This window comes from Pedobacter borealis DSM 19626 (genome assembly GCF_000708285.2).
GTDB lineage: Bacteria > Bacteroidota > Bacteroidia > Sphingobacteriales > Sphingobacteriaceae > Pedobacter > Pedobacter borealis.
Window position 1 is genome coordinate 1 of sequence record NZ_JAUG01000084.1, and the last position, 22424, is coordinate 22424.

Sequence of the window (22424 nt, forward strand, 5' to 3'; positions counted from 1 at the left end):
TAAGAGGAGCTGAGCCGAGCCGTGCAACCAGTGGGCACAATGCCTGACAACAGGAGAATACTACCGGTTGTTAAGAGATACTATTTCAACAAACCGCTGTATACCGAACGGTACGTACAGTGGTGTGAGAGGACAGATAGGGAACTAATCCCTATCTTCCTACTCGATCCGTTTTGTGCTGTCAGATGTTATTCTGTGGCGTCAGATGTTACCATCTGACGGTTTGTTAAAAATAAATTAGAATTTAAAAAATTTCTTCTATGTGTCAGATGGTAACATCTGACACCACTATGAATCTATAGCATAAATTCCATTAGGCCACATTTTAACCACTAATAAACCATTGACTAATAAACAAATGAACCAAATAGACAAACGTTTGTCTCATTTTTTCATTACATAGCTTTATTTTAGCTAGGTATCTATAAATTAGCCGAAAACAAATTTGAAATGAAATTTAGGCTTTTTCTATTACTCTGTCTTTTCGGACAACTATCTCTTAATGCACAAACACTAAAATACACCAATGGTAACAATGCCTGGAACCCTGATTCGTTAGGCAACCATAGAGTTGTGATGCAGTTTACTGGTACAGGCAAAATTGCCCATGCTAAAATCGATTGGCGCCGGAGGGATGAGCATCCAGAACTAAAAGGAATCATCGTTCAAGATGCCAGTGGCAAAACTGTTTCGGTAGTGGGCACAGATAAATTGACAAGAGAAAGTGCTGATATTTATTTCGAAGCACCTGGAGCTGGAAAATATTATGTTTACTACCTCGCTTATAAAAATGAGGGAAGAAGTAATTATCCGAAAGGAGTTTACTTAAAGCCTAAACACGCTGACCAGGCATGGTTAACGGCGGCAAAACAGGTTAAAGTGAATACATCTGTTGTAGAGATCCAGTCTATCGATGCTTTCAACTCTTTTTATCCAATGGAAGTAATTGCAACGGGCAAAGAAACGGCTGCAATAAAGGCCAAATATGCTTCAGAAGCTTTTGTCGTTTTTCCAGAGGACAGAATGTTTCCAATAAAAATGCAGAACGATTTACCTTATCGCTGGGTACAAAAAGGCGCTGCAAATACTTTTACAGGATCGGCTGGCAAAGGTGAAAACTATGCTTTTCAATTAGGCGTATTAGCGCTGAAAGACCTGAAAAATGTATTGGTTAGCTTTGGCGATTTAAAAAATGCAGCCGGAAAAGTAATTTCTTCAAAATATATTAACTGCTTAAATACCAATGGAACAAGTTATGATAACAAACCTTTGGTTGAAACTGTAAATGTAGCCTCTGGCAAAATTCAGCCGATGTGGATTACCGTTAACATTCCTAAAAATACTGCTTCAGGTATTTATGCTGGGAAATTTACGGTTAAAGCCAATGGGAAATCGAAAGTAATCGATGCCAAAATTACAGTAGGTACCGAAGTTTTAGCCGATGCTGGGGTAGGAACCCCAGATAAACAGACCCGCTTAACCTGGCTAAATTCTACTTTAGCACAAGCGAATACGGTTGTAGCACCATATACGCCACTAACAGTTGATGGGAACGTAATCTCGCTTTTAGGTAGAAAGTTCGAAATCAATGCCGATGGTTTCCCTAAGCAGATTCAAACGTTCTTTAATGCTGAGATGACGGCTTACAGCGCAAAACCTAACAATATTCTTGCAGAACCTATCCACTTTCACTTTTTTAATACGCCAAAAACGCAGGAGAAATTTGTACCTAGTAATTTTCAGATCACCAGTAAAGAAGCTGGAACCGTAAAGTGGAAGGCCACCAATACTTCTGAAAACCTGAAAATGGATTTAGAAGGTGCTTTAGAGTTTGATGGCTATGTACATTATGTAGTTAAAGTAACGGCTTTAAAAGATGTCGAATTCAGTAATGTCGATTTTCATATCCCTTTTGATAAGAATTCTACAAAATATTTGATGGGCTTAGGTGAAAAAGGTGGCGTTAGACCAGATACCGTAAAATGGAAATGGGATGTAGCGAATAAAAACCAAGATGCCGTTTGGATCGGGAACGTAAATGCAGGCCTGTATTACAACTTAAGAGATGAAAACTATGTTCGCCCGCTTAATACTAATTTCTATCTTCAAAAGCCCTTATTATTGCCTAAATCGTGGGGTAATGGTAATAAAGGCGGCATCCAGATTAATGTTAAAGGAAGTTCGATGCTTGCCGACAATTTTACTGGTGCAAGAAGCATGAAAAAGGGTGATGTGTTATACTACAATTTCAATTTACTGATCACACCTTTCCATTTACTTAACACCGATTTTCAATGGGACAATCGTTTTTACCATAAATATGGCGATTTAGATACGATCAAAGCTAAAGGTGCAACGGTGGTGAACATTCACCATGCCACGCCGATCAACCCTTGGATCAATTATCCATTTATCGAATGGAAAAAGATGAAAGATTATATCGGTAAAGCACACTCAAAAGGATTAAAAGTTAAAATTTATAATACGGTTCGCGAGCTTTCTAACCATGCTTATGAGTGGCCAGCTTTAAGAAGTTTAGGTACTGAAGTATACTCTCCTGGTAAAGGAGGAGGATTTAGCTGGTTGCAGGAACATTTAGATTCCAATTATATTGCTGCGTGGTTTGTTCCTGAAATAAAAGATGCGGCCGTAATTAACAGCGGAATGAACCGTTGGCATAACTATTACGTAGAAGGAATGAATTGGTTGGTAAATAACGTTGGGATTGATGGTGTATACTTGGATGATGTGGCCTTCGATCGCGTAACCATGAAGCGTATTAAACGCGTATTAACACAGGATAACCATCCAGGCATTATCGACCTGCACTCGGCCAATCAATACAATAAAAGTGATGGCTTTAACAATAGTGCCATTTTATACCTGGAACATTTCCCTTATTTAAACCGTTTATGGTTTGGCGAATATTTCGATTACCAAAAAAACAATCCCGATTTCTTTTTAACAGAAGTAAGCGGAATTCCTTTTGGATTAATGGGAGAAATGTTACAGGATGATGGAAACCCTTGGCGTGGTATGATTTACGGCATGACAAGCCGCTTAGGATGGTCTGACAAAAGTGATCCAAAACCTTTATGGAAAGCTTGGGATAATTTCGGCATAAAAGGATCTGAGATGATCGGTTACTGGAGCGAAAACTGTCCGGTTAAAACCGATAACCCTAAAGTATTGGCAACTGTTTATAAACAAAAAGGTAAAACCATGATTGCATTAGCCAGCTGGGCAGAAGGAGATGTAAAAGTTAATTTAACTATCGACTGGGCCAAGTTAGGTTTAGACGCCGGTAAAGTAAAAATAGCAGCCCCTGCAATTGATAAGTTCCAAACTTCGGGAAGTTATCCTGATGGAAAATCGGTCCCTGTTGAAAAAGGAAAAGGTTTGATTTTGATTGTAGAGTAATATTTATTGGCGTCACTCTGAACTTGTTTCAGGGTCTTTATTGCAATAAATAAAAGAAGTCAAGTTTTTTTAAACTTGACTTCTTTGGTATAAGATTATATTTTCCATGTACCGTGGTTCGGAATCTTCACAAACCGCGTAATTCACAACGGTCGTCATTGCGAGGAGGAACGACGAAGCAATCTTACAACGATCGCTACTAGCTGGCGCATTAAGACTGCTTCGTGCCCCGCAAAGATGATTTTTTTAGCAATTATACCTTTACATTCTCCATTCCGTACTGTTTCAGTACATCTGCTGGAACACCGGCCCATTGGTTTGGTGCATTACCAACATAACCAATATCTTTTACACCAATTTCTGTAGTGTAAAAACCTGATGCAGTTAAGTTTCTCATTCTATTGAAAAAAGTTACACCCGCCTGCATTTCTGGTCTGGCTTTTTTAGGATATGCAATTTCATCTACAATTGAAATTTGTTGGTCCTCGGATGCCTCAATAAATGATTTTTGAAATTTATTAAAGCTGTACACATCCAGCCATTTCAGGCCGCCACGCATCGGTACTTTATGTTCAGGAATATCTTTTACAATAAATTCGATAAATTCTGGCACTTTAGCATCAGATGCACTGCCCGATACATCATCTTTAGGAATAATAATGTCGGCAAGAACTGTAATGGTAGCCATTTCATGTTTAGTGAAAAAGGTTTCAGCTTTTAATTTTTTATCACGGTCTATTTCCCATTGTTCTCTTCCGGCTTCCTTTGCGGTTTCTTTAGGTGCGGCTACTTCGGTTTTTGTTTCAGGCTGTTTACAGGCTTCTAACAGTACCGCAGTACTAACAGCTGTTAAACCTAATGCTTTTATGGAATCACGTCTGTTCATATGGTAATTCTTTAAATATTTTGTTTTTTCTTTTGAGCTAAAATATATTCGGCAGTACGCATCGAAAGCGCTAAAATCGTCCAGGTGGCATTTTTATCACCTTGTTGAACAAACGGCCCCGCATCAACCACAAACAGGTTTTTACAGTCGTGCGCCTGGCAATATTTATTCAATGCTGATTTTTTAGGATCGTCTCCCATGCGGATGGTTCCAACTTCGTGAATAATTTTTCCGGGGTTAAGCAAGCCATAATTGGTATCAGCGCCCTGAATTTCGGAGGTAACCACCGCACCCATTTCTTTCATTATCGAAAGGAAAGTTTCTTGCATGTGTTTTGCCTGTAGGATTTCATCTTTGGCCCATTTATAGTTAAACCTTAAAACAGGAATACCATATTTATCCACGGTGTTCGGATCAATTTCACAGTAGTTGTCTTCTCTGGCAATTGCTGTTCCACGACCAGCCATTCCGACACCAGTTCCATAGAAACGGCGATAATCATCCTTTAACGATTTTCCATAACCTCCCGCTTCTTTCATTTTCCCATCTCTGCCAGGTACCATTCCGTTCATTTGGGCTACACCGCCGCCAAACCCATATGCAGGCATACCCATGCCACCCCAATATTCGATATGGTAACCACGCGGGAAGTTTAGTTTACGGTTATCCAACCACCACGGCGAATAGATATGTACACTGCCCAAACCATCTTCATTGTAACGTTTTCTGTCCATTAACTGAGGGAGAAAACCCGAAACACTTGCTCCGGTAGAATCGTGCAGGTATTTTCCAACCACGCCACCACTATTGGCCAGGCCATTTGGGTGAGAAGCTGATTTTGAATTTAATAATATACGGGCCGATTCACAGGCACTTGCGCCTAAAATAACCAGTTTGCCATTTACCTGGTATTCTTGCAGGTCTTTACGGTTTACGTAAGAAACTCCTTTTGCAGTACCGTCTTTATCGGTGATTACTTCGCGTACCATGGCATCGGTAATTACAGTAAGGTTTCCTGTTTTTACTGCAGGATTCACCAAACATGACGATGATGAAAAATCGCCATACACTTTACAGCTTCTTCCGCACTGACCACAGTAGAAACAAGGTGCACGGTCGTTGTTATTAGGTAAGGCTTCGGTAAGTACAGACCCACGGCCGGTAATTACTTTTACACCCGCTTTTTCTGCACCTTTTTTGATGAAAAGTTCGTTTAATCTTGGTTTTGGCGGTTTCATAAAGATTCCGTCTGGCTCATTCTCTAAACCTTCTGCCGTTCCATAAATACCGATCATACGGTCAACTTTATCGTAGAACGGTTTTACATCTGCGTAAGTAATGGGCCAGGCATCGGTTAAACCATCTTTAGGTTTAAAATCGTCCGGACCCATTCGCAAAGAAATCCGTCCCCAGTGATTGGTACGGCCACCGAGCATCCGAGAACGGAACCATTCGAATTCGCTTTTGTTTTTCTGGGTATAAGGCTCGCCTTCTAATTCCCATCCTCCATACGAAGCATCAAAATCTCCAAATGGACGCGTTGTACTTGCACCACGACGGGGAGATTCCCAAGGCCATTTTAATTGATGTGAATCTAATCGCGGATCGAAATTTTGACCAGCTTCGAGCATTAAAACCTTTTGACCAGCATGTGCCAGAACATATGCAGCCATTCCACCGCCCGCACCTGAGCCAACAATAATGGCATCATAAACGGTAGGCGATTTTTTTATCTGAAAGTCACTCATGAATTGTGGTTAGCTATTTTTATATACTCTAATCTAAAGCTTATTTTTTTGAAATAGAAGTGTTCGGCTATTTTGGAATGAATATAGATAATATTGTCAATGCGTATTTCTAAATCGTATTACGTGAGTGCTTGATTAGCCGTTTTTAATCAAATAAACCTTAGAATGGTCGCTCTATTGTTACATTATCATGGATATGTTCTGCTCCGGATAAACTTGATTATCTTTGTTGTTAAAATTATCGATGCCAGTGTTAGAATATATAGAACAATTTACCATAGCTTTAAAAGAAAGCCTAAATGCAGCAAGTTTTGTAAAGGTATCTTTAGGAAACTATAAAGGAGAAGAGGAAGCATTAAAGCAGATTCTTATCCGCAAAGTGGTGATTAAACGTGAAGATAAACTGGCCTTTACTTATCGCTATAAAACCCGCGATGTGGTGAAAAACTATGCAGTTGATGAAGCAATAGGCTTGATTACTGATTATCTTGAAAAAGGTTTTAAAATCGGTACTTTGTTTACTACCGAAAAAGATCTGATTTTGGAGGAACTGAACAATGGAAAGGTTGTTTTTAGGGAGAGCAGCGCATCGAGTGCCGCAGCGCCATCTGCTAACCACGACAAAGAGAAAATACGGTTGATTAAATCTGAGGCAAAGTCTTATTTAACGGAGTTAAAAATCACTGATGCAGAAGGGAAGGTATTCAAAAATGCGCAGGATAAATTCCGCCAGATTAACCATTATATCGAAATTTTAAGTTCTTTAATTAAAGAGCTGCCAGAAGGAACCATTAAAAAGGTGGCTGATATGGGTTCAGGTAAAGGTTATCTGACTTTTGCACTCTACGATTATCTGCATTCGGTTTTAAAGCTCGAAACTGAAGTTATAGGCGTTGAATATAGGCAGGATATGGTTGATTTGTGTAATCAGGTTGCGGTTAAATCTGCTTTCGCTCAATTGAATTTTGTTCAGGGAACAATTGAAGATTATAATGCCGAGGATGTTAATTTATTAATCGCTTTACATGCCTGTGATACCGCTACAGACGATGCCATTTTTAAAGGGATTAAAGCCAATGCCGAACTGATTGTTGTTGCACCTTGTTGCCACAAACAGATCCGTAGAGAGATTGAGCAACATAAAGTGAAGAATGATGTTTCGTTTTTAACTAAATATGGCATCTTTTTAGAGCGCCAGGCCGAAATGGTTACCGATGGAATCCGTGCCTTGATCTTAGAATATTTCGGATATAAAACCAAAGTTTTCGAATTTATTTCGGATGCACATACACCTAAAAATGTGCTTGTGGTGGGGGTAAAGGGCAAGGAGCATGGAACAGAGAAGAAAGCAGATATTTTACAGAAAATTAAAGCAAGCAAGGAATACTTTGGAATTGGGTACCACCATTTAGAAAGGTTGTTGGAGTTATAGATTTTCTAATGTGGTCGTCATGCTGAATTTATTTCAGCATCTATCCTACATTTAGAAAAAATTGGGCGTTATCGATCAGTGAGACGCAGGCCCGATAAGATCAATCCCTCTTGCAAACTAGACCCTGAAACAAGTTCAGGGTGACGATTGTATTTGTTAAGTTGATCGCTAAGCATAAATCCAAAGCAGCACGGGTTTTTTCCTGGTTTTGAGCAACCCATCAATCTTTCGCATGGTACCGTCTGACAAAACGGGGCAGCCAGCACTTTGTCCGAATAAAGTTTGGGGGTAAATTTCCTGGTTGGGAGCTGGCGTGTAGGAATGTAAAACCACAATCCGTTTAAAAGCATTATTATTCGTTTTTTCTAAACCGTACATTTTATAATGCACATTAATTCCCCAATTGCTGTATGAGCGGCCTTTAACTTTGTATTTACCTAAAGAAGTACAGTAACTCCCTTCTTTATTGCTAAAAACCGGTTTGGTTGGCGTACTGCCGCCACCAACACCATGGGCACAAAGCCCCTCAATGGTGATTTGTTTTTGTTTAAAATCGTAAACAAAAATTCTGTTTTTGCCTGAGTGGATACCCATATCAACCATGATGGCGATTGAAGTATCCATCTTATTTTTCTGGCAGAAGACTAATGCTTCCTTAATTCTGTCTGCACTTATTTCGTTATTAGCTGTGGGTTTAAAACCGAACAATGTAAACAAGATAAGGAGAGCGGATAGCTTATGCATATAATATTAATAGCGTTTAAAGAATTAATTATTTCGGTCGGTGCGACACGCGACCGATAGAAATTTACGATGTAGGTTGTTTGTGACACCAACCAATAGAATGGAACTTACAGATGCAATAAAATCAGTGCTATTAAAGCTGGAATTGATTGTACGTAAAGAATTTTTTTACTTGCTGTGGCTGCACCATAAATACCTGCGATAATTACACAGGTTAAAAAGAATATGGCCACATAAAATTTCCAGTGATGATCGGTTATACATAAGGACCAGATTAAACCTGCGGCTAAAAAGCCATTGTATAATCCCTGGTTTGCTGCCAGTGTTTTTGTCGGCACAAATAAATCTTTTGGGATGGTTTTAAATACTTTTGGCGCTCTGGTGGTCCAGGCGAACATTTCTAACCAAAGGATATAGATGTGGATGAAGGCCACTAAGCCGATTACGATTTGTGCTGCTAATTGCATTTTATAAGGATTACAATGATTTGGTAATGTATATTAAAGATATAAAATTTGAGAGTTATTGTTTAATTATATCTTAGTTAGGGAGTCGTTTTGTTTGTACTGGCGCTGTTCAATAAACCCGATAATAGCGGGCACGAGTGAAACGAAGTAAAGCGATTAGCTCCAAAGCAGTCCCTTTAGGACGGGACTGCTGCCTCCAAAGCACTGCTGACTTTCATTTTCAAATCATTTTAAGGAATTTGTCTTTCAGCTTATTCTGTCATGCTGTCAGTAAACCATAACCTCTTTTTTTACATTTTATCAGTCTTTTACCCGTATTATCTGCCAAAACCCAATTGGCACAAGCATTGTTTAATAGGAGTAGAAATTATAATACTTTAAAAAGAGAAAATACAAATACAATGGGAAAAATTATTGGAATAGACTTAGGAACAACAAACTCTTGCGTGAGCGTAATGGAGGGCAACGAGCCTGTAGTTATCGCAAACAGTGAGGGTAAACGTACTACACCGTCTATTGTTGCTTTTGCAGAAAACGGTGAGCGTAAGGTTGGCGAGCCTGCTAAACGTCAGGCTATAACCAACCCAACAAAAACGATATATTCGATTAAACGCTTTATGGGTAACAGCTACGACGAAAGTGCGAAAGAAGCTGGACGTGTACCATATAAAGTAGTTAAAGGTGATAACAATACACCACGTGTTGAAATCGACGACAGAAAATATACTCCACAAGAGATTTCTGCAATGATTTTACAGAAAATGAAAAAAACTGCTGAAGATTTCTTGGGTCAGGAAGTAACTGAAGCGGTAATTACTGTACCAGCTTATTTTAACGATGCACAACGTCAGGCTACTAAAGAAGCTGGCGAGATTGCAGGTTTAACTGTAAAACGTATCATTAACGAGCCTACTGCAGCTGCTTTAGCTTATGGTTTGGATAAAGCACACAAAGACATGAAAATTGTTGTTTTTGACTGTGGTGGTGGTACGCATGACGTTTCTGTTTTAGAATTAGGTGATGGTGTTTTCGAAGTAAAATCTACTGATGGTGATACACACTTAGGTGGTGATGACTTTGATCACATTATTATTGATTGGTTAACTAGCGAATTCAAAGCTGAAAACAGCATGGATTTAGCTAAAGATCCAATGGCTTTACAACGTTTAAAAGAAGCTGCTGAGAAAGCTAAAATTGAGTTATCGAGCACAACTTCTACTGAAATTAACTTACCATACATCACTGCTGATGCTAGCGGCCCTAAACACTTAGTACGTACATTATCCCGTGCTAAATTTGAGCAATTGGCTGATAGTTTGATCAAACGTACTATCGATCCTTGTAAATCTGCTTTAAAAAATGCTGGTTTAAGCACAAGCGATATCGACGAAATTATCCTGGTAGGTGGTTCTACACGTATCCCTGCTATTCAGGAAGCGGTTAAAACTTTCTTCGGTAAAGAGCCAAGTAAAGGTGTTAACCCTGATGAGGTTGTGGCAATCGGTGCTGCTATTCAAGGTGGTGTGTTAACTGGTGATGTTAAAGATGTATTGTTATTAGACGTTACGCCTTTATCATTAGGTATCGAAACTATGGGTGGTGTAATGACTAAATTAATCGAGTCTAACACAACTATCCCAACTAAAAAATCGGAAACTTTCTCAACAGCAGCTGATAACCAGCCTTCGGTAGAGATCCACATTTTACAAGGCGAGCGCCCTATGGCTGCTCAGAACCGTACAATTGGCCGTTTCATTTTAGATGGTATTCCACCAGCACCTCGTGGTGTGCCTCAGGTAGAAGTATCGTTTGATATTGATGCCAACGGTATCTTACACGTTAGTGCTAAAGATAAAGCTACCGGCAAAGAGCAAAAAATCCGTATCGAAGCATCTTCAGGTTTAACTGATGCTGAGATCAAAAAAATGAAAGAAGAAGCTGAAGCTAATGCAGCAGACGATGCTAAGCAGAAAGAAGAAGCTGATAAAATCAATGGTGCTGATGCTTTAATTTTCTCAACTGAGAAACAATTAAAAGAGTTTGGTGATAAATTATCTGCTGATAAAAAAGCACCGATCGAAGCTGGTTTAGAGAAATTAAAAGCAGCGCACGGTTCTCGTAACTTTGCAGACATCGATGCAGCACAAGCTGAATTGCAAAATGCATGGAACGCAGCATCTGAGGAAATGTACAAAGCTGGTGAACAACCTCAGGGTGGCGAACAAGCACAAGCTGATGGGCAACCTCAAGGTGGTGGCGATAACGTTACCGATGTTGATTTTGAAGAAGTAAAAGAAGACGATAAGAAATAATAGTCTTGAGTCTGATTCTTGAGTCGTAAGTCTTGGGAGGATAAAATAAAAGCGTTTCTGATTAAGTTCAGGAGCGCTTTTTTGCTTTTTAAGCATTTGGATAAAAATGTAAAACCTTTAAATTAAACTTATATGTTTCTAATATGTCTTATATGGTTAAAAGAATTTGGAAATGAGCGGTTCAATACTTTTCGGAAACTGCAGACCCGCCATTTGCTAATCCGATGGAGGATCGGAACCGCTGCTGTCGAGTTTAGGAAGAGAGTTTAGTGCTTTTGGAAGGGTTTGAATAGCGATGAGGCTAACTTATGTGTTCTTTAAATGCCTGGTATGGTTAAATATTTGCATATTGTTTAATTTCTTTTGCTTAATGCAGAAACGATCCTTTCTGTTATAAAACCGTAGAATAAACAATTTATTCCTAGTCCTAGAAAAAATGTTACAACTCCAATTAAATCACTTTCTGTGTTTTGCTTTTGGCTTTTCATGATATTCCAAGTCATTTACTCTGCCAAAAAATCTATTCAGTAAAGCAATTGCCGGCCAAATTAACATCGGTGTAAATCTGCTTAACATATTCATACTATGTTCTTTAGGTAAAATTAAGTCGATGAAGATACCCAATAAAAATATTGCTGGTACGATCAGTGTCCTCCATCGGGCTAACTGACGGGTTTTTAAATCGTCAAATCCATCAGAAATACGACCTTTATGTTTAATAATGTAAGTCAACATTCTATAATTGAGAAAGCCAGTTAGCGCTACGTTTAAGGAATAAAACCAAAAAGGGAGGCTATATGTGGTATTGTCGCTATAATAAGCTGAACTAAATGGCATAAGGATAATCGAAAATAGAAAGAAGAAGTTCAGCCAGATTAATTTATCATCGTAATCTTTAATAAAAGAAAACATGCGGTGATGAGAGCGCCAGTAAATCGCAACAACAAAAAAGCTGATAATAAATCCGATAAATTTGGGGATTAAATTTAACAACTGATCGACCATTTCAGTAAAAACCATATTTTTGTGGATTTCTGGAGCCTTAATTTCTATAATTAAGAGCGTAATGGCGATTGCAAAAACGGCATCAGTAAAAAGAATCATTCGTTCAATCTGAAATTCTTTCTTCAATTCAACACGGTCTGACATAAAATCTAAATTAAATTCTGTTCAATAATATCCTGTAACTCTTTTTCGTTTATAGCAATTTCATGCAATAGTTTAAACTGATTCTTGGTCCGGTCTAAATTTTGTGTGGGGTAACTAATAGGATAGTACTTGTTACCACTCAAATAATCAGTTAAGAAGCGCAGGGCCTGCATATAAATCATGTATTTGCCTGAGAATAAGATGAGTTCTTTTTCTGTTTCTGTCAAAATACTTTTCATTTCGGATAAGTAACCCTTTATTGTGGCCTCAAAGTAAGGTAAGCGTATCTTAATCTTATCTAAATCAGTTTCATTTTCAGAGAAGGCACAAAGATAAGTGCGCATCATATCGCCCAGGTCGGAAATAAACTTGCCAGGCATAATGGTATCTAAATCGATTACGCAGATACCATCATAAGTTTCAGTATCCAACAAAACATTACTTATTTTGGTGTCGTGGTGCATTACACGATCTGGAAAATCAGTTCTGTGCGAGTATGAGGTATAATAATCTAAAATATATTTATGTGCTAAAGCATCTTCAATTTGTGCTTTTGCCTCATCCTTTAGCGTTTTTACTGTCTGGCTTAATGCCAAAGTAAACTGTTCGTGCCTTAAACCTAAATCGTGAAAACCCGGGATAGTAGGCTGAAGTGTTTTTGCATCAAAATCATCCAATAATCTACTCAGTTTGCCAAATTGTTTTGCAGCTTCATATGCTTGCTTAGGATCAGCTAAAACTTCTAACGAGATGGTATTTGGTACGAAAGGAAGCATCCGCCAATATTCATGATGAATGTGCGCCATTTCTTCACTATTTGTGGTAGAAAGAGGCTTAATAAAAAGATATTTAGGGTAAGTGAAGGAGAGGTAATCGGCAATAGCCCGCAGGTTGTTGGCAATGGCCTGTGGTGATTTAAAAACCGAAGTATTTATATTTTGAAGAATGTATTTCTTCTTTTCGGATAGGGGCGAAAGCAAATAAGTACGGTTAATTAAACCCGTACCTATTTGTGTAATTTTTGTATTTTCTTTAGCGTATCCGTAGGCTTTTAAAACTTCGGAATCTAAATTTAGTTCCATAGTTTTTCTGGATATGTTCCGTTTTTAACCAATTGGTCAATACTATCCTGAACATAAGGTTTATCTTCTTTGTACGTTACGCCAAACCATTTGTTTGAAGTTGGCACTACTTTGAAGGTTGCAATATTACTTTTTACCAGGTTTTCGCCAATTAATGGAATAAAGAATTCTGCCTTAGGCTTATCTTTGTTTGCTTCAGCAAATTCTCTGAACAATTCTTCCGTAATTTTGAAAACCGCAGGTGTAAATCCCCAGAAATTCATTGAAACAGGCGTTTCATAGGCTAATGGGAACTCTTCGCCATTTTCTTCGTAAAAAATACTGCCATCTTTAGGATAAACTTTTGTGCGTTCTACAATTTCTTCCAGATTGCCATCTGCATCTACTTTGCAAACGCCACGCGAAACAGCACCAAATTCTGATAAAGTTTTGCCAACCTCATAACCAATAATAGCATAGTTGCTGTCTGTTACCTCTGTAGTTAAGAAATCGACCATCTTTTTAAAGGCATCAAAACCGTAGTAATCATCAGCGTTAATTACACAAAATGGTTCTTTAATTGCGTTTCTGCCTGCAAGGATTGCGTGTGCAGTACCCCAGGGTTTCTCTCTGTATATTTCTTCTTCTATGCCAAACTGTTTTAGATCGAAGTTTTGGAAAACATATTCTGTTTCTATTCTTCCTTCAAGTTTTGGCTCGAAAATGGCTTTAAATTCATTTACAAACTCTTCTTTTATAATAAATACAACTTTGCCAAAGCCAGCGTTAATTGCATCATATATTGAATAATCGATAATGGTTTCTCCATTTGGGCCAAAACCATCGATTTGTTTCATACTTCCGTAACGGCTAGCCATACCTGCAGCCAATATTAATAGGGTGGGTTTCATCTATTATTTATTATTTTTTGTGGGTGTGAAGACCTCAATGATGGAACGATTAATTTACCATCTTGGTTTCATCTTGCGAAATTAGTTATTTGAGCGTTTATTATGTTAATTAATAAGTTTTTTAAAATCCAAACAGTCCACCACCGGTTTTTGAGCGTGTTTTCTTTCCTGTAAGCATGCCAAAAATACCGCGAACAATTTCTTTACCAATCTGGCGTGTTATTGTTGCACCCATTACCTGTTCAACAAGGCTCTTTTCACCCGGTTTAGGCTTGCTTTCTTGTTCGGCCTGTTTCTGAGCCTCAACTTCCTGCTTTTCTTGTTCTGCTGCTGCAGTTTGCTCATTAATGCGTTTAGTTAACATATCATAAGCACTTTCAGGATCGATAGGATCTTTATATTTAGTATACTTCGAGCTGGCGTGAACAAGCTGATCGAAATCTGCCGCGGTAAGTGGTCCCATTACAGCCCTTGGTGGGGTAAGCATGGTAGCAGATACCTCCGTTGGTATGCCTTTTTCATTTAATACGGTAACCAAAGCCTGACCTGTTCCCAGCGAGGTTAATATTTTATCGATCTCGTAGAAATCTGATTTTGGATACGTATTAACTGTTTTTTTCAAAGCATCTACATCATTAGGCGTAAATGCCCTTAATGCATGTTGTACGCGGTTACCCAGTTGCCCTAAAACACTTTCAGGCACATCGGTAGGCGCCTGGGTACAGAAGAAAACACCAATTCCTTTTGAACGGATTAACCTGATAATGGTTTCAATCTGCTCTAAAAATGCTTTCGAAGAATTTTTGAACAATAAATGTGCTTCATCAAAAAAGAAGATCAGTTTTGGTTTGTCTAAATCGCCAACTTCGGGCATGGTATTAAATAACTCAGCCAGTAAGCTCAATAAAAATGTAGAATATAATACGGGCTGATTTTGAACATCTGCAATATTTAACAAACTGATGGTTCCTTTGCCATCAACACGCTCGAAAAGATCTTCTATATCAAAAGATTTTTCGCCAAACATACCCGCTAATCCTTGCTGCTCTATAGCGACAATTTTTCTTAATATTGTACCAGAAGTAGCGGTAGAAATGGTGCCATAACTACTTTTTATTTCGGCGGCTCCGGCACCTTCTGATAAATAAGAAACCAGTTTCTTTAAATCATTTAAGTCGATAATTGGCATTTTGTTATCGTCGGCATATTTGAATATTACCGCCATAACGCCTGCCTGGGTATCATTTAAATCTAATACTTTCGATAAAAGCGTTGGCCCAAATTCTAATACCGTTGCCCGCATCTGAGCACCCATTTTACCCGAAAGGGAGTAAATTTCGATGGGAAAGCCAGATGGAGAAAAAGGTTTGTTGAGCTGTTGTGCTCTTTCTTCTATTTTTGGATTAACGGAGCCGGGCTGGTTTAAGCCTGATAAATCGCCCTTAACATCTAACATAAAAACAGGAACGCTGGCATCTGACAGTTGTTCTGCCAGTAACTGTAGGGTCCGTGTTTTACCTGTTCCGGTTGCTCCGGCAATTAAACCATGTCTATTCATCATTTTTAACGACAAATTAACCTCAGCTTCGCTGTAAACCTGACTGTCTAAAATTCCGGCACCTAAATAAATGTACGAGCCTGTAGGGGCATAGGATGATTTTATTTTTTCGATGAATTTTGAAGAAAGATCGCTCATTTTTTTAAATTAGATTGCCAATTTAAGAAAGATATCTTAAAAAGATTGTGTTTTTGTTTCCACTTTTAATGCAAAATACTGCACAAACGGTTGTTTAATGGTGTTGGTTAAGCTGCTTATAATAATTTAGTTCGTTCTGAAGTGCGGTTATTTCTTCCTGCATATTTTGCAATTGATTAAGCAGATGCGAAACAGCATGAATGCCCTCTAAGTTGATTTCCAGATCATGTGCTAGACGAAGATACTGCTCCAATTTGGTCAACTCATCAACTGGCAAAAAGAGCGATTGCTTTTTAACAGTGGTGTGGATCAGGCCAAAATCTTCAAGCGATTGGATAAAGTTGATCTCTACGTGGTGGTAAGCACAGATGTCTTCTACAGGTATTAGAGTGGTTCCCATAATGGTTAGAATTTGGAAAGTTTTTCGAATAGTTCTTTTTGTTCGACATTTAGATTGGTCGGTAATTTTACCTGCCACTTGATATATAAATCGCCAAACTGATTTTCTTTTTTATAAAGTGGAAATCCTTTTCCTTTTAAACGTAAAGTAGCATCGTGCTGTGTTCCCTCTGGCACTTTAAGTTTGACCTTGCCGTTTAAGCTTTCTACAATTTTTTCGCCTCCTAAAATGGCGGTATATAGGTCTATTTCTTCCTGAAGGTAGATGTCGTTTCCCTTTCGTTTAAATTTAGGATGATCTGTAATGTTAAATTTGATGTATAAATCTCCCGGAGGGCCATTGTTAACACCTGGTGCACCGTAACCTGGTAGTTTAATTTTCTGCCCATTTTCTACACCCGCCGGAATGGTAATGCGTACTTGTTTACCGTTTACGGTTAAGGTCTGTTTGTGCGTTGCATACGCATCGAGTAGATTCAATTGCAAATCGGCATTGTAATCCTGGCCTTTAAAAGGAGAATTTCTACTACTTCTGCCTCCGCCGCCGCCAAACATCGAAGAAAAGAAATCAGAAAAATCTTCACCTCCAAAACCTCCTGAATAGCTATTACCGCCATATCCACCACCTTGCGACTGGTATTGCCTTTGCTGCTGTTGCTGCGCATCTAACTGATCGGCATGTTGCCAATCTTTACCATACTTGTCATATTTCTTACGCTTTTCCGGATCACTTAAAACTTCGTTTGCCTCATTAATTTGCTGAAATTTTTTATTGGCTTCTTCATTGTTGGGATTAAGATCGGGGTGGTGCTTTCGGGCTAATTTTCTATAAGCTTTTTTAATATCCTCGGTTGTTGCATCTTTTTTTAAATCGAGGATTTTATAATAGTCTATGTAGTCCATAATGGTTTAACAAATAAGTAAAAGTAATGTTCAATTTTATTGTATAAATGTAGGTTTTATAATGGTGTATTTCAATGGGAATTGTCTTAACCACTTAGTAGGTAGTTTGTTTATAGTTTGAAATACTTTACCATTAAGAAATTAAGAACATTAAGGTTTTTGGAAGTGCAGTCAGCTGTTACCAGCTGACTTTAAAGGGCAATTGGTTGAGTGCCAGGTAGAAATATCTGACACCACAAAAAAACTAAACAAAAAAAGCGCCCCATATAGAGGCACTTTAATCGATAAAGGTAGAGAGAGATTTATTTTTTGTTTTTTACATATTTTTCTAACCATTGGTCTTGCTCCCAAAGCATATGCAACAGGTTTTCTTTGCCACGGTAGCTGTGTGCTTAGTACGGTAAAAATACAAAACGGGTAGTACCGCCGGCACCTTTAATCGCATTGAACAAACGTTCGCTATTAATAGGGAAAGTACCTGGGTTATCGTCAGAATCACCGTGGATTAACAATATAGGAGTTTTAATTTTATCTGCATAACTGAACGGGCTCATTTCGTAATACAACTGAGGTACCTGCCAATAGGTACGCTCTTCGTTTTGAAAACCAAAGGGCGTGAGTGTCCGGTTATAAGCTCCGCTGCGGGCAATACCTGCAGCAAAGAGATTAGTGTGGGCCAATAAGTTTGCGGTCATAAATACGCCATAACTATGTCCTCCAACGGCCATCCGTTTTTTATCACCAACGCCTAAGTCGGCCAGTTTATTAATAGCAGCTTTGGCATTGAGCTGTAATTGATCTACAAAGGTATCGTTAGGTTTTTTACCATCTTTGGCAACAATTGGCATTTCTGCGTTATCTAATACTGCATAACCACGGGTTACCCAGAAAATGGGGGAGGCCCAGCTAATTGTAGTAAATTTGTCTTTTGATCCACGGATCTGTGCCGCATCTGCTGCGGAGTTAAACTCGCGTGGGTAAGCCCAGATAATGAAGGTAATGGACCATCTTTGTCTTTGTTGTAACCTTTAGGTAAATACAGATCGCCTGTTAAATCTACACCATCGGCACGTTTGTAAGAAATTTTCTGTTTGGTAATGCCTTCTAAAGATGGATATGGATTAGTGAAATTAGTAATTGGTTGATCGGCGATGCGAAGTATCAGGTTTTTAATAAAGTAGTTAGGTACTAATTTTTGACTCTCTTTACGGGTAAGCAAAACCAGTTTGTCAGGATTAATTACCTCGCTTACATATTCGAAGGTTCCTTCGGCGCTGCGCCAGATAATTTCATTCTTTTTAGTAGTTAAGTCGAATTTGGCTAAGAAAGGTAAATCTCCTTTTTCTGATGAACCTACGTATTGTTCATTAACAGTTTAGTGCCATTGTCAACTGTTTTAATTACCTGTTGGCCATATTTGTTTTTCGTAGTAACCGGAGAACCAGGGTTGCCATAAGCATCTGTTTGGTTACGGCTGTACAATTCTTCTACTTCGCCTGTTGTAGGGTTATAACGGCTCACTTTATTGGTTTGTTTGCTACGTAAACCTTCCATAATCAGGGCAAGGTTGGCATCACCCCATTGTACGCCACGGTAACGGGTCTGCGTTTTAAATAATTCTTTTTCTGTGCTGGTAAAAGGTGCGCTTAGCGCATAAACTGCATCATGAAAGGGAACATCTTTTTTAATTAAACCGCTATCCAATGGCTTGCTCCAAACCAGTGTAGCAGGTTCATCATCCCTCCAGTCGAAACCACGTGGTACGTTTTGCGTATTGTCGTAACCAGATGGAGTACCCTCTGAAGAAGGCAGTTCAGCAATGATCTTAATGGTTTTACCGGTTAAATCGGTAATGGTTATTGTTGATGGAAATCCGTTTGCAGTAACCAAATAAGAAAAAGGTTTGCGTATAGTTTCGATCATCATGTAATTTTTATCAGGCGATAAACTTGTCGAACCATAAATAGCTGGTTTTCCAATGGCTGTTTCTACACCTGCTGTATTTTTTACCAATTGCGAGGTTGCGAAAAACTCGAACAATTGTTCGTCAAAAGGTGATTTAATTAAAATCCTGGAAAGTGGCGCTTGGTGCAGCTTTACCTAAGTTTTGTTGAATAGTTGCCCTTTTGGCATCAATGGTTTTGTAGGTGCGGCACTTGTTGGTTTAGTTACCGTACGGTAGATAATAGTATTATCATTTAACCACGTAAGGCCACTACCTAAAACCACATTTAAAAAAGTCTTATTGGTTTTGACTGCTTTTTTTGTAGCCAGATCAATAATGTAAAGATCTACTCCTTTTTGAGTGGTGTGGGTAAAGGCAATTTTATTTTCTGAGGGGTTCCAGCTAATGTTGCTGGCATATAATGGTGCTGGCAATCCTGAAACCTGAAACGTTTGGTTGGATTTGATATTTTTTAAACTGAAGTTGTTGATGTAGGTTTGTCTGCTCGGCGAGTAATTATTTGGATTTAACCTTAAACCTGCAATTCTGTACTCGGGCAAGGCTAGTTCTTCTACTGATGGATAAGAGTTACGCTCGCTAAACAAGATCCATTCTGCTTTGCCATCAATACTTACACCGGGTGTCGGCTTGGCGAGTAATAAATCTGCTATTTCTTTTGGAGGTGTTTGGTAGCTTACTGCATCTTGTGCGGCTGAATTAAGCGAAACACAAGCGCCCGCTATCAATAAATAGAGGTGTAGTTTTTTAATCATTTCCAGTTTTTTGTTCGAAATAAGGAATAATCAAATATTGTAAAATTTAACTTATTATCGCGTAACTTCTTATTTACATCATGATGTGGATGCCTTTCTGCTGTCATTCTGAAGGTACTGAAGAATCTTTTTAACCGCAAAACAGACCCTTGGGAATATCGCGATAATGATCCTTCGCTACTCCTGCCATTGATGGGTCTAGTAAAGAGGTCGTCCTTGCGAGGAGGAACGACGAAGCAATCTTTCCTGCTAACGATCCTTGATAAAAAGATTGCTTCGTCGGCTGAAAAAGCCTTCTCGCAATGACGATACTTGGAGGCGATTCATCTCCATTAATATCTCCTGTCATTTATATTGATCTTTATACAATAAATTGACCCTCAGAATGACATATCTATAAATTTGTGCAGCTTTGGCAAAAGAAAAGCGCTCTTATTCAACGGTAGCTCCAGCTCCATCATACATTTTCCATCTTTAAGGATATAAACTTTTTATCCGTTCTACAGAATTGGTAATCATTTCTTTTAAAACCGCAACATCGATATCGCTCATTTTTTTCAGGTAAATACAAGCTTTCGCTGTTTTGTGTTTGCCAAATTTAGCCAGTAGTTCTTCACGATATTTAAATTGCGATGATAGGTATAAAGCTATGGCATCTTTGCGTGGCGAAAAACCAACCAAAGGGGCATCTCCTTCACGGCCACTTTCATATTTATAATGGTAACTGCCAAAACCTACAATGGCATTGCCCCACATTTTAGCTTTAAAACCAGTAACTTGGCTTATAATATCCGATAGGTTAAAACAATCAGCCCTTTTATTTTCATCGGGAATGGTATTTAAAAAGCCCGGAACGCTTAAATCGTTTTCGGTAGTTTTATTCTGTGCCATGTCTTTTTTATGATGAATATAAGGATTTGATCAAATAATTTCAATTTCTGCGGTAATTGTATTTAAAGTAATACGTTATTTCTTGTAAAAAGTAGGTTTAAAAATCACTCATTTTGAGCGTATTTCACAGTAATTCGCTAATGTAGTTTGATATATGTCAAAAAATCAACACCTTTTATACAACCTTATACACTTATTCTTACATTTGAATTGTCAATCGTCCCCGATAGCTGATTTAATTATTTTTTCATTTTTTTAAAAATTAATTATCTCAATGACAACACAACAATTAAAACAAGGAGAAATCCTTGAGCGCTTAGTGCGTAGAGATCGTATGGGCATCAGTGAGCTTTCTAGGAAGCTTCATGTAAGCCGCAGAACAATTTACAACTGGTTTGGTCAAGACAGAATTGGGCATGAAGTAATTTGGCAGGTAGGCAAGTTATTAGGTCAGGATCTTTCTTCGGCATTTCCAGAAGCTTTCCCCAAGTACAATGCCGAATCCATCAATCAAACAGCAGATCCTGGTAAACAAATCGGTTCGGATAATAATTCCGTGTATTTCTGGATGAATAAATATATTCATCTGCTAGAAAAATACAACGACCTGTTAATTACAGAAGAGCAACAAGAGTTAGAGCCAATTAATAAGGAATTCCCACTTAGAAATAAAAGATCTGAAACATTTTTATATCAATAAACCTAAGTTTTTCGCCAATAGAAATAAACTAAGTCATCCCGTTAGATTTTTCTTTTTATTTACATCTTAACTCTCGTCAATCATTTTCCGATCTTCAACATTGTAATATTTTTAGGTATCAGCATTAAGAGCTCTTTAAATTTCTAATTTGGTAATCATCAAATTTTAGAAATGAGCGTATGATGACTACTTATCTGATTAGGTGTTTTTTTAGAGCCAATGGCTTTATTCTTTGCTTTTTACTTATTTCTTGCGCTGTTAAAGCACAGCAAAAATTAAATGTGGCAATAGCAGGGCTAACTCACGATCACATTTATCTCATCATGAACAGCTACCAAAAAGCTGAAGTGAACATTATTGGTATTGCCGAAAGTAATCCTGGGCTGGTTAAAAGGTTTAAAAACCGCTATAAATTCCCGATAGCCTATTTTATAATAACCTTCCTGATTTATTAAAGAAAAAGAAACCTGATGTTGTTTTGGCATATAATACCATAAGCGGACATTTGGCTATAGTAGAAGCTGCCACTCCCCTCGGCATATCGGTAATGGTAGAAAAACCGTTGGCGATAACAGTTAAACAGGCAGAAAGAATGGCTGCACTAGCTGCACAGTATAAAGTACACGTACTCACCAATTACGAAACTACCTGGTATCTGAGTAATCAAGAGCTTTACAAGGAAGTAAAGGAAGCCAGCTATTGGCGCTTTACGCAAAATAATCGTGCACGATGGCCATCAGGGACCAAAATAAATTGGGGTAAGTGCTGAGTTTTTAAGCTGGTTAACCGATCCCAATCAGAACCTATCGTGTGGACATATCTTTTTGAGGTGAATTTTTAGGCGTTTTGCTAGCTTCCTCAAATAACACCTTGTCTTAACCGAAGAACGCCGTCAATCCCAAGAGCCGGAGAAATAAAAAAACAGTTGTAGGAGAGAACAAATAGCATTGCCAAACCTAAAACGCAGTGGTTTTGTGTTCATAGAGG

22 protein-coding genes are annotated in these 22424 nt (G+C 38.4%); 5 read left to right on the top strand and 17 right to left on the bottom strand.

All coding sequences use genetic code 11. From position 1 onward, the window contains the following. Positions 1–450 precede the first annotated feature (450 nt). Positions 451–3420 (top strand): glycoside hydrolase domain-containing protein, encoded by a 2970-nt coding sequence (locus AW17_RS18490; protein ID WP_029278783.1) that lies wholly within the window; start codon positions 451–453, stop codon positions 3418–3420. A 253-nt stretch (positions 3421–3673) separates the two neighbouring features. On the opposite strand, the gene AW17_RS18495 is transcribed toward AW17_RS18490, so the two are convergent. Both AW17_RS18495 and AW17_RS18500 read right to left on the bottom strand, forming a co-directional pair. Further along, a complete protein-coding gene (locus AW17_RS18495; protein WP_029278785.1) occupies positions 3674–4306 on the bottom strand; it encodes a gluconate 2-dehydrogenase subunit 3 family protein in 633 nt (210 codons plus the stop codon). 11 nt (positions 4307–4317) lie between these two features. Continuing rightward, positions 4318–6054 carry a GMC family oxidoreductase gene (locus AW17_RS18500; protein WP_029278786.1) on the bottom strand — a complete coding sequence of 579 codons (1737 nt, stop codon included), beginning with the start codon at positions 6052–6054 and terminating at the stop codon, positions 4318–4320. A 250-nt stretch (positions 6055–6304) separates the two neighbouring features. On the opposite strand from AW17_RS18500, the gene AW17_RS18505 reads away from it, so the two are divergent. Beyond that, positions 6305–7486 carry a class I SAM-dependent methyltransferase gene (locus tag AW17_RS18505; protein WP_245235100.1) on the top strand — a complete coding sequence of 394 codons (1182 nt, stop codon included), beginning with the start codon at positions 6305–6307 and terminating at the stop codon, positions 7484–7486. A 168-nt stretch (positions 7487–7654) separates the two neighbouring features. Here AW17_RS18505 and AW17_RS18510 read toward each other — a convergent pair whose 3' ends face one another. Together AW17_RS18510 and AW17_RS18515 are read right to left on the bottom strand one after the other, a co-directional pair. Beyond that, positions 7655–8230, bottom strand: coding sequence for a murein L,D-transpeptidase catalytic domain-containing protein (locus AW17_RS18510; protein ID WP_029278790.1), 576 nt, complete (start codon positions 8228–8230; stop codon positions 7655–7657). A 107-nt stretch (positions 8231–8337) separates the two neighbouring features. Further along, complete coding sequence (locus tag AW17_RS18515; protein ID WP_029278792.1) at positions 8338–8697, bottom strand: DUF1304 domain-containing protein; 360 nt, start codon at positions 8695–8697, stop codon at positions 8338–8340. 401 nt (positions 8698–9098) lie between these two features. Here AW17_RS18515 and dnaK point away from each other — a divergent pair, with 401 nt between their 5' ends. Then, positions 9099–11009 carry a molecular chaperone DnaK gene (dnaK, locus tag AW17_RS18520; protein ID WP_029278794.1) on the top strand — a complete coding sequence of 637 codons (1911 nt, stop codon included), beginning with the start codon at positions 9099–9101 and terminating at the stop codon, positions 11007–11009. A gap of 456 nt (positions 11010–11465) precedes the next feature. Here the strand turns inward: dnaK and AW17_RS18525 are convergent, their stop codons facing one another. The 12 genes from AW17_RS18525 to AW17_RS18565 all read right to left on the bottom strand — a co-directional run bounded on the left by AW17_RS18525 (position 11466) and on the right by AW17_RS18565 (position 20737). Then, on the bottom strand, positions 11466–12158 hold the full coding sequence (locus tag AW17_RS18525; protein ID WP_051691956.1) for a TMEM175 family protein: 693 nt from the start codon (positions 12156–12158) through the stop codon (positions 11466–11468). A gap of 5 nt (positions 12159–12163) precedes the next feature. After that, the gene (locus AW17_RS18530) at positions 12164–13240 is read right to left on the bottom strand and encodes a phosphotransferase enzyme family protein (protein WP_029278798.1); all 1077 of its coding nucleotides are present in this window, start codon (positions 13238–13240) and stop codon (positions 12164–12166) included. Next, complete coding sequence (locus AW17_RS18535) at positions 13231–14130, bottom strand: nucleotidyltransferase family protein (protein WP_029278800.1); 900 nt, start codon at positions 14128–14130, stop codon at positions 13231–13233. Before AW17_RS18535 ends, AW17_RS18530 begins: the two co-directional genes overlap by 10 nt. 121 nt (positions 14131–14251) lie before the next feature. Beyond that, a complete protein-coding gene (locus tag AW17_RS18540; protein WP_029278803.1) occupies positions 14252–15826 on the bottom strand; it encodes a helicase HerA-like domain-containing protein in 1575 nt (524 codons plus the stop codon). Positions 15827–15920: 94 nt separating this feature from the next. Next, positions 15921–16226: a chaperone modulator CbpM gene (locus tag AW17_RS18545; protein WP_029278805.1), complete on the bottom strand. Its 306-nt coding sequence runs from the start codon at positions 16224–16226 to the stop codon at positions 15921–15923. A 5-nt stretch (positions 16227–16231) separates the two neighbouring features. After that, entirely contained in the window at positions 16232–17128 is an 897-nt protein-coding gene (locus tag AW17_RS18550; RefSeq protein WP_029278807.1) for a DnaJ C-terminal domain-containing protein, read from the bottom strand. A gap of 392 nt (positions 17129–17520) precedes the next feature. Further along, on the bottom strand, positions 17521–17976 hold the full coding sequence (locus AW17_RS24690) for an alpha/beta hydrolase family protein (protein WP_209444291.1): 456 nt from the start codon (positions 17974–17976) through the stop codon (positions 17521–17523). Between the two features lie 32 nt (positions 17977–18008). Beyond that, positions 18009–18347 (bottom strand): hypothetical protein, encoded by a 339-nt coding sequence (locus tag AW17_RS24695; RefSeq protein ID WP_209444293.1) that lies wholly within the window; start codon positions 18345–18347, stop codon positions 18009–18011. A gap of 134 nt (positions 18348–18481) precedes the next feature. Beyond that, complete coding sequence (locus tag AW17_RS24700; RefSeq protein ID WP_209444295.1) at positions 18482–19168, bottom strand: hypothetical protein; 687 nt, start codon at positions 19166–19168, stop codon at positions 18482–18484. A 60-nt stretch (positions 19169–19228) separates the two neighbouring features. Next, positions 19229–19846 (bottom strand): hypothetical protein, encoded by a 618-nt coding sequence (locus AW17_RS24705; RefSeq protein ID WP_209444297.1) that lies wholly within the window; start codon positions 19844–19846, stop codon positions 19229–19231. 130 nt (positions 19847–19976) lie between these two features. Next, positions 19977–20195 (bottom strand): hypothetical protein, encoded by a 219-nt coding sequence (locus AW17_RS18560; RefSeq protein ID WP_029278809.1) that lies wholly within the window; start codon positions 20193–20195, stop codon positions 19977–19979. Between the two features lie 125 nt (positions 20196–20320). Beyond that, positions 20321–20737 (bottom strand): DUF1801 domain-containing protein, encoded by a 417-nt coding sequence (locus AW17_RS18565; RefSeq protein WP_029278811.1) that lies wholly within the window; start codon positions 20735–20737, stop codon positions 20321–20323. 274 nt (positions 20738–21011) lie between these two features. Here AW17_RS18565 and AW17_RS18570 point away from each other — a divergent pair, with 274 nt between their 5' ends. Then, complete coding sequence (locus AW17_RS18570) at positions 21012–21437, top strand: helix-turn-helix domain-containing protein (RefSeq protein ID WP_051691957.1); 426 nt, start codon at positions 21012–21014, stop codon at positions 21435–21437. A gap of 296 nt (positions 21438–21733) precedes the next feature. Here AW17_RS18570 and AW17_RS24990 read toward each other — a convergent pair whose 3' ends face one another. Continuing rightward, on the bottom strand, positions 21734–21922 hold the full coding sequence (locus AW17_RS24990; RefSeq protein ID WP_245235101.1) for a hypothetical protein: 189 nt from the start codon (positions 21920–21922) through the stop codon (positions 21734–21736). Between AW17_RS24990 and AW17_RS24995 the strand changes: the two genes are divergently transcribed. Beyond that, positions 21916–22206, top strand: coding sequence for a Gfo/Idh/MocA family oxidoreductase (locus AW17_RS24995; protein ID WP_245235102.1), 291 nt, complete (start codon positions 21916–21918; stop codon positions 22204–22206). The two genes, AW17_RS24990 and AW17_RS24995, sit on opposite strands and share 7 nt — an antisense overlap. Positions 22207–22424 lie beyond the last annotated feature (218 nt).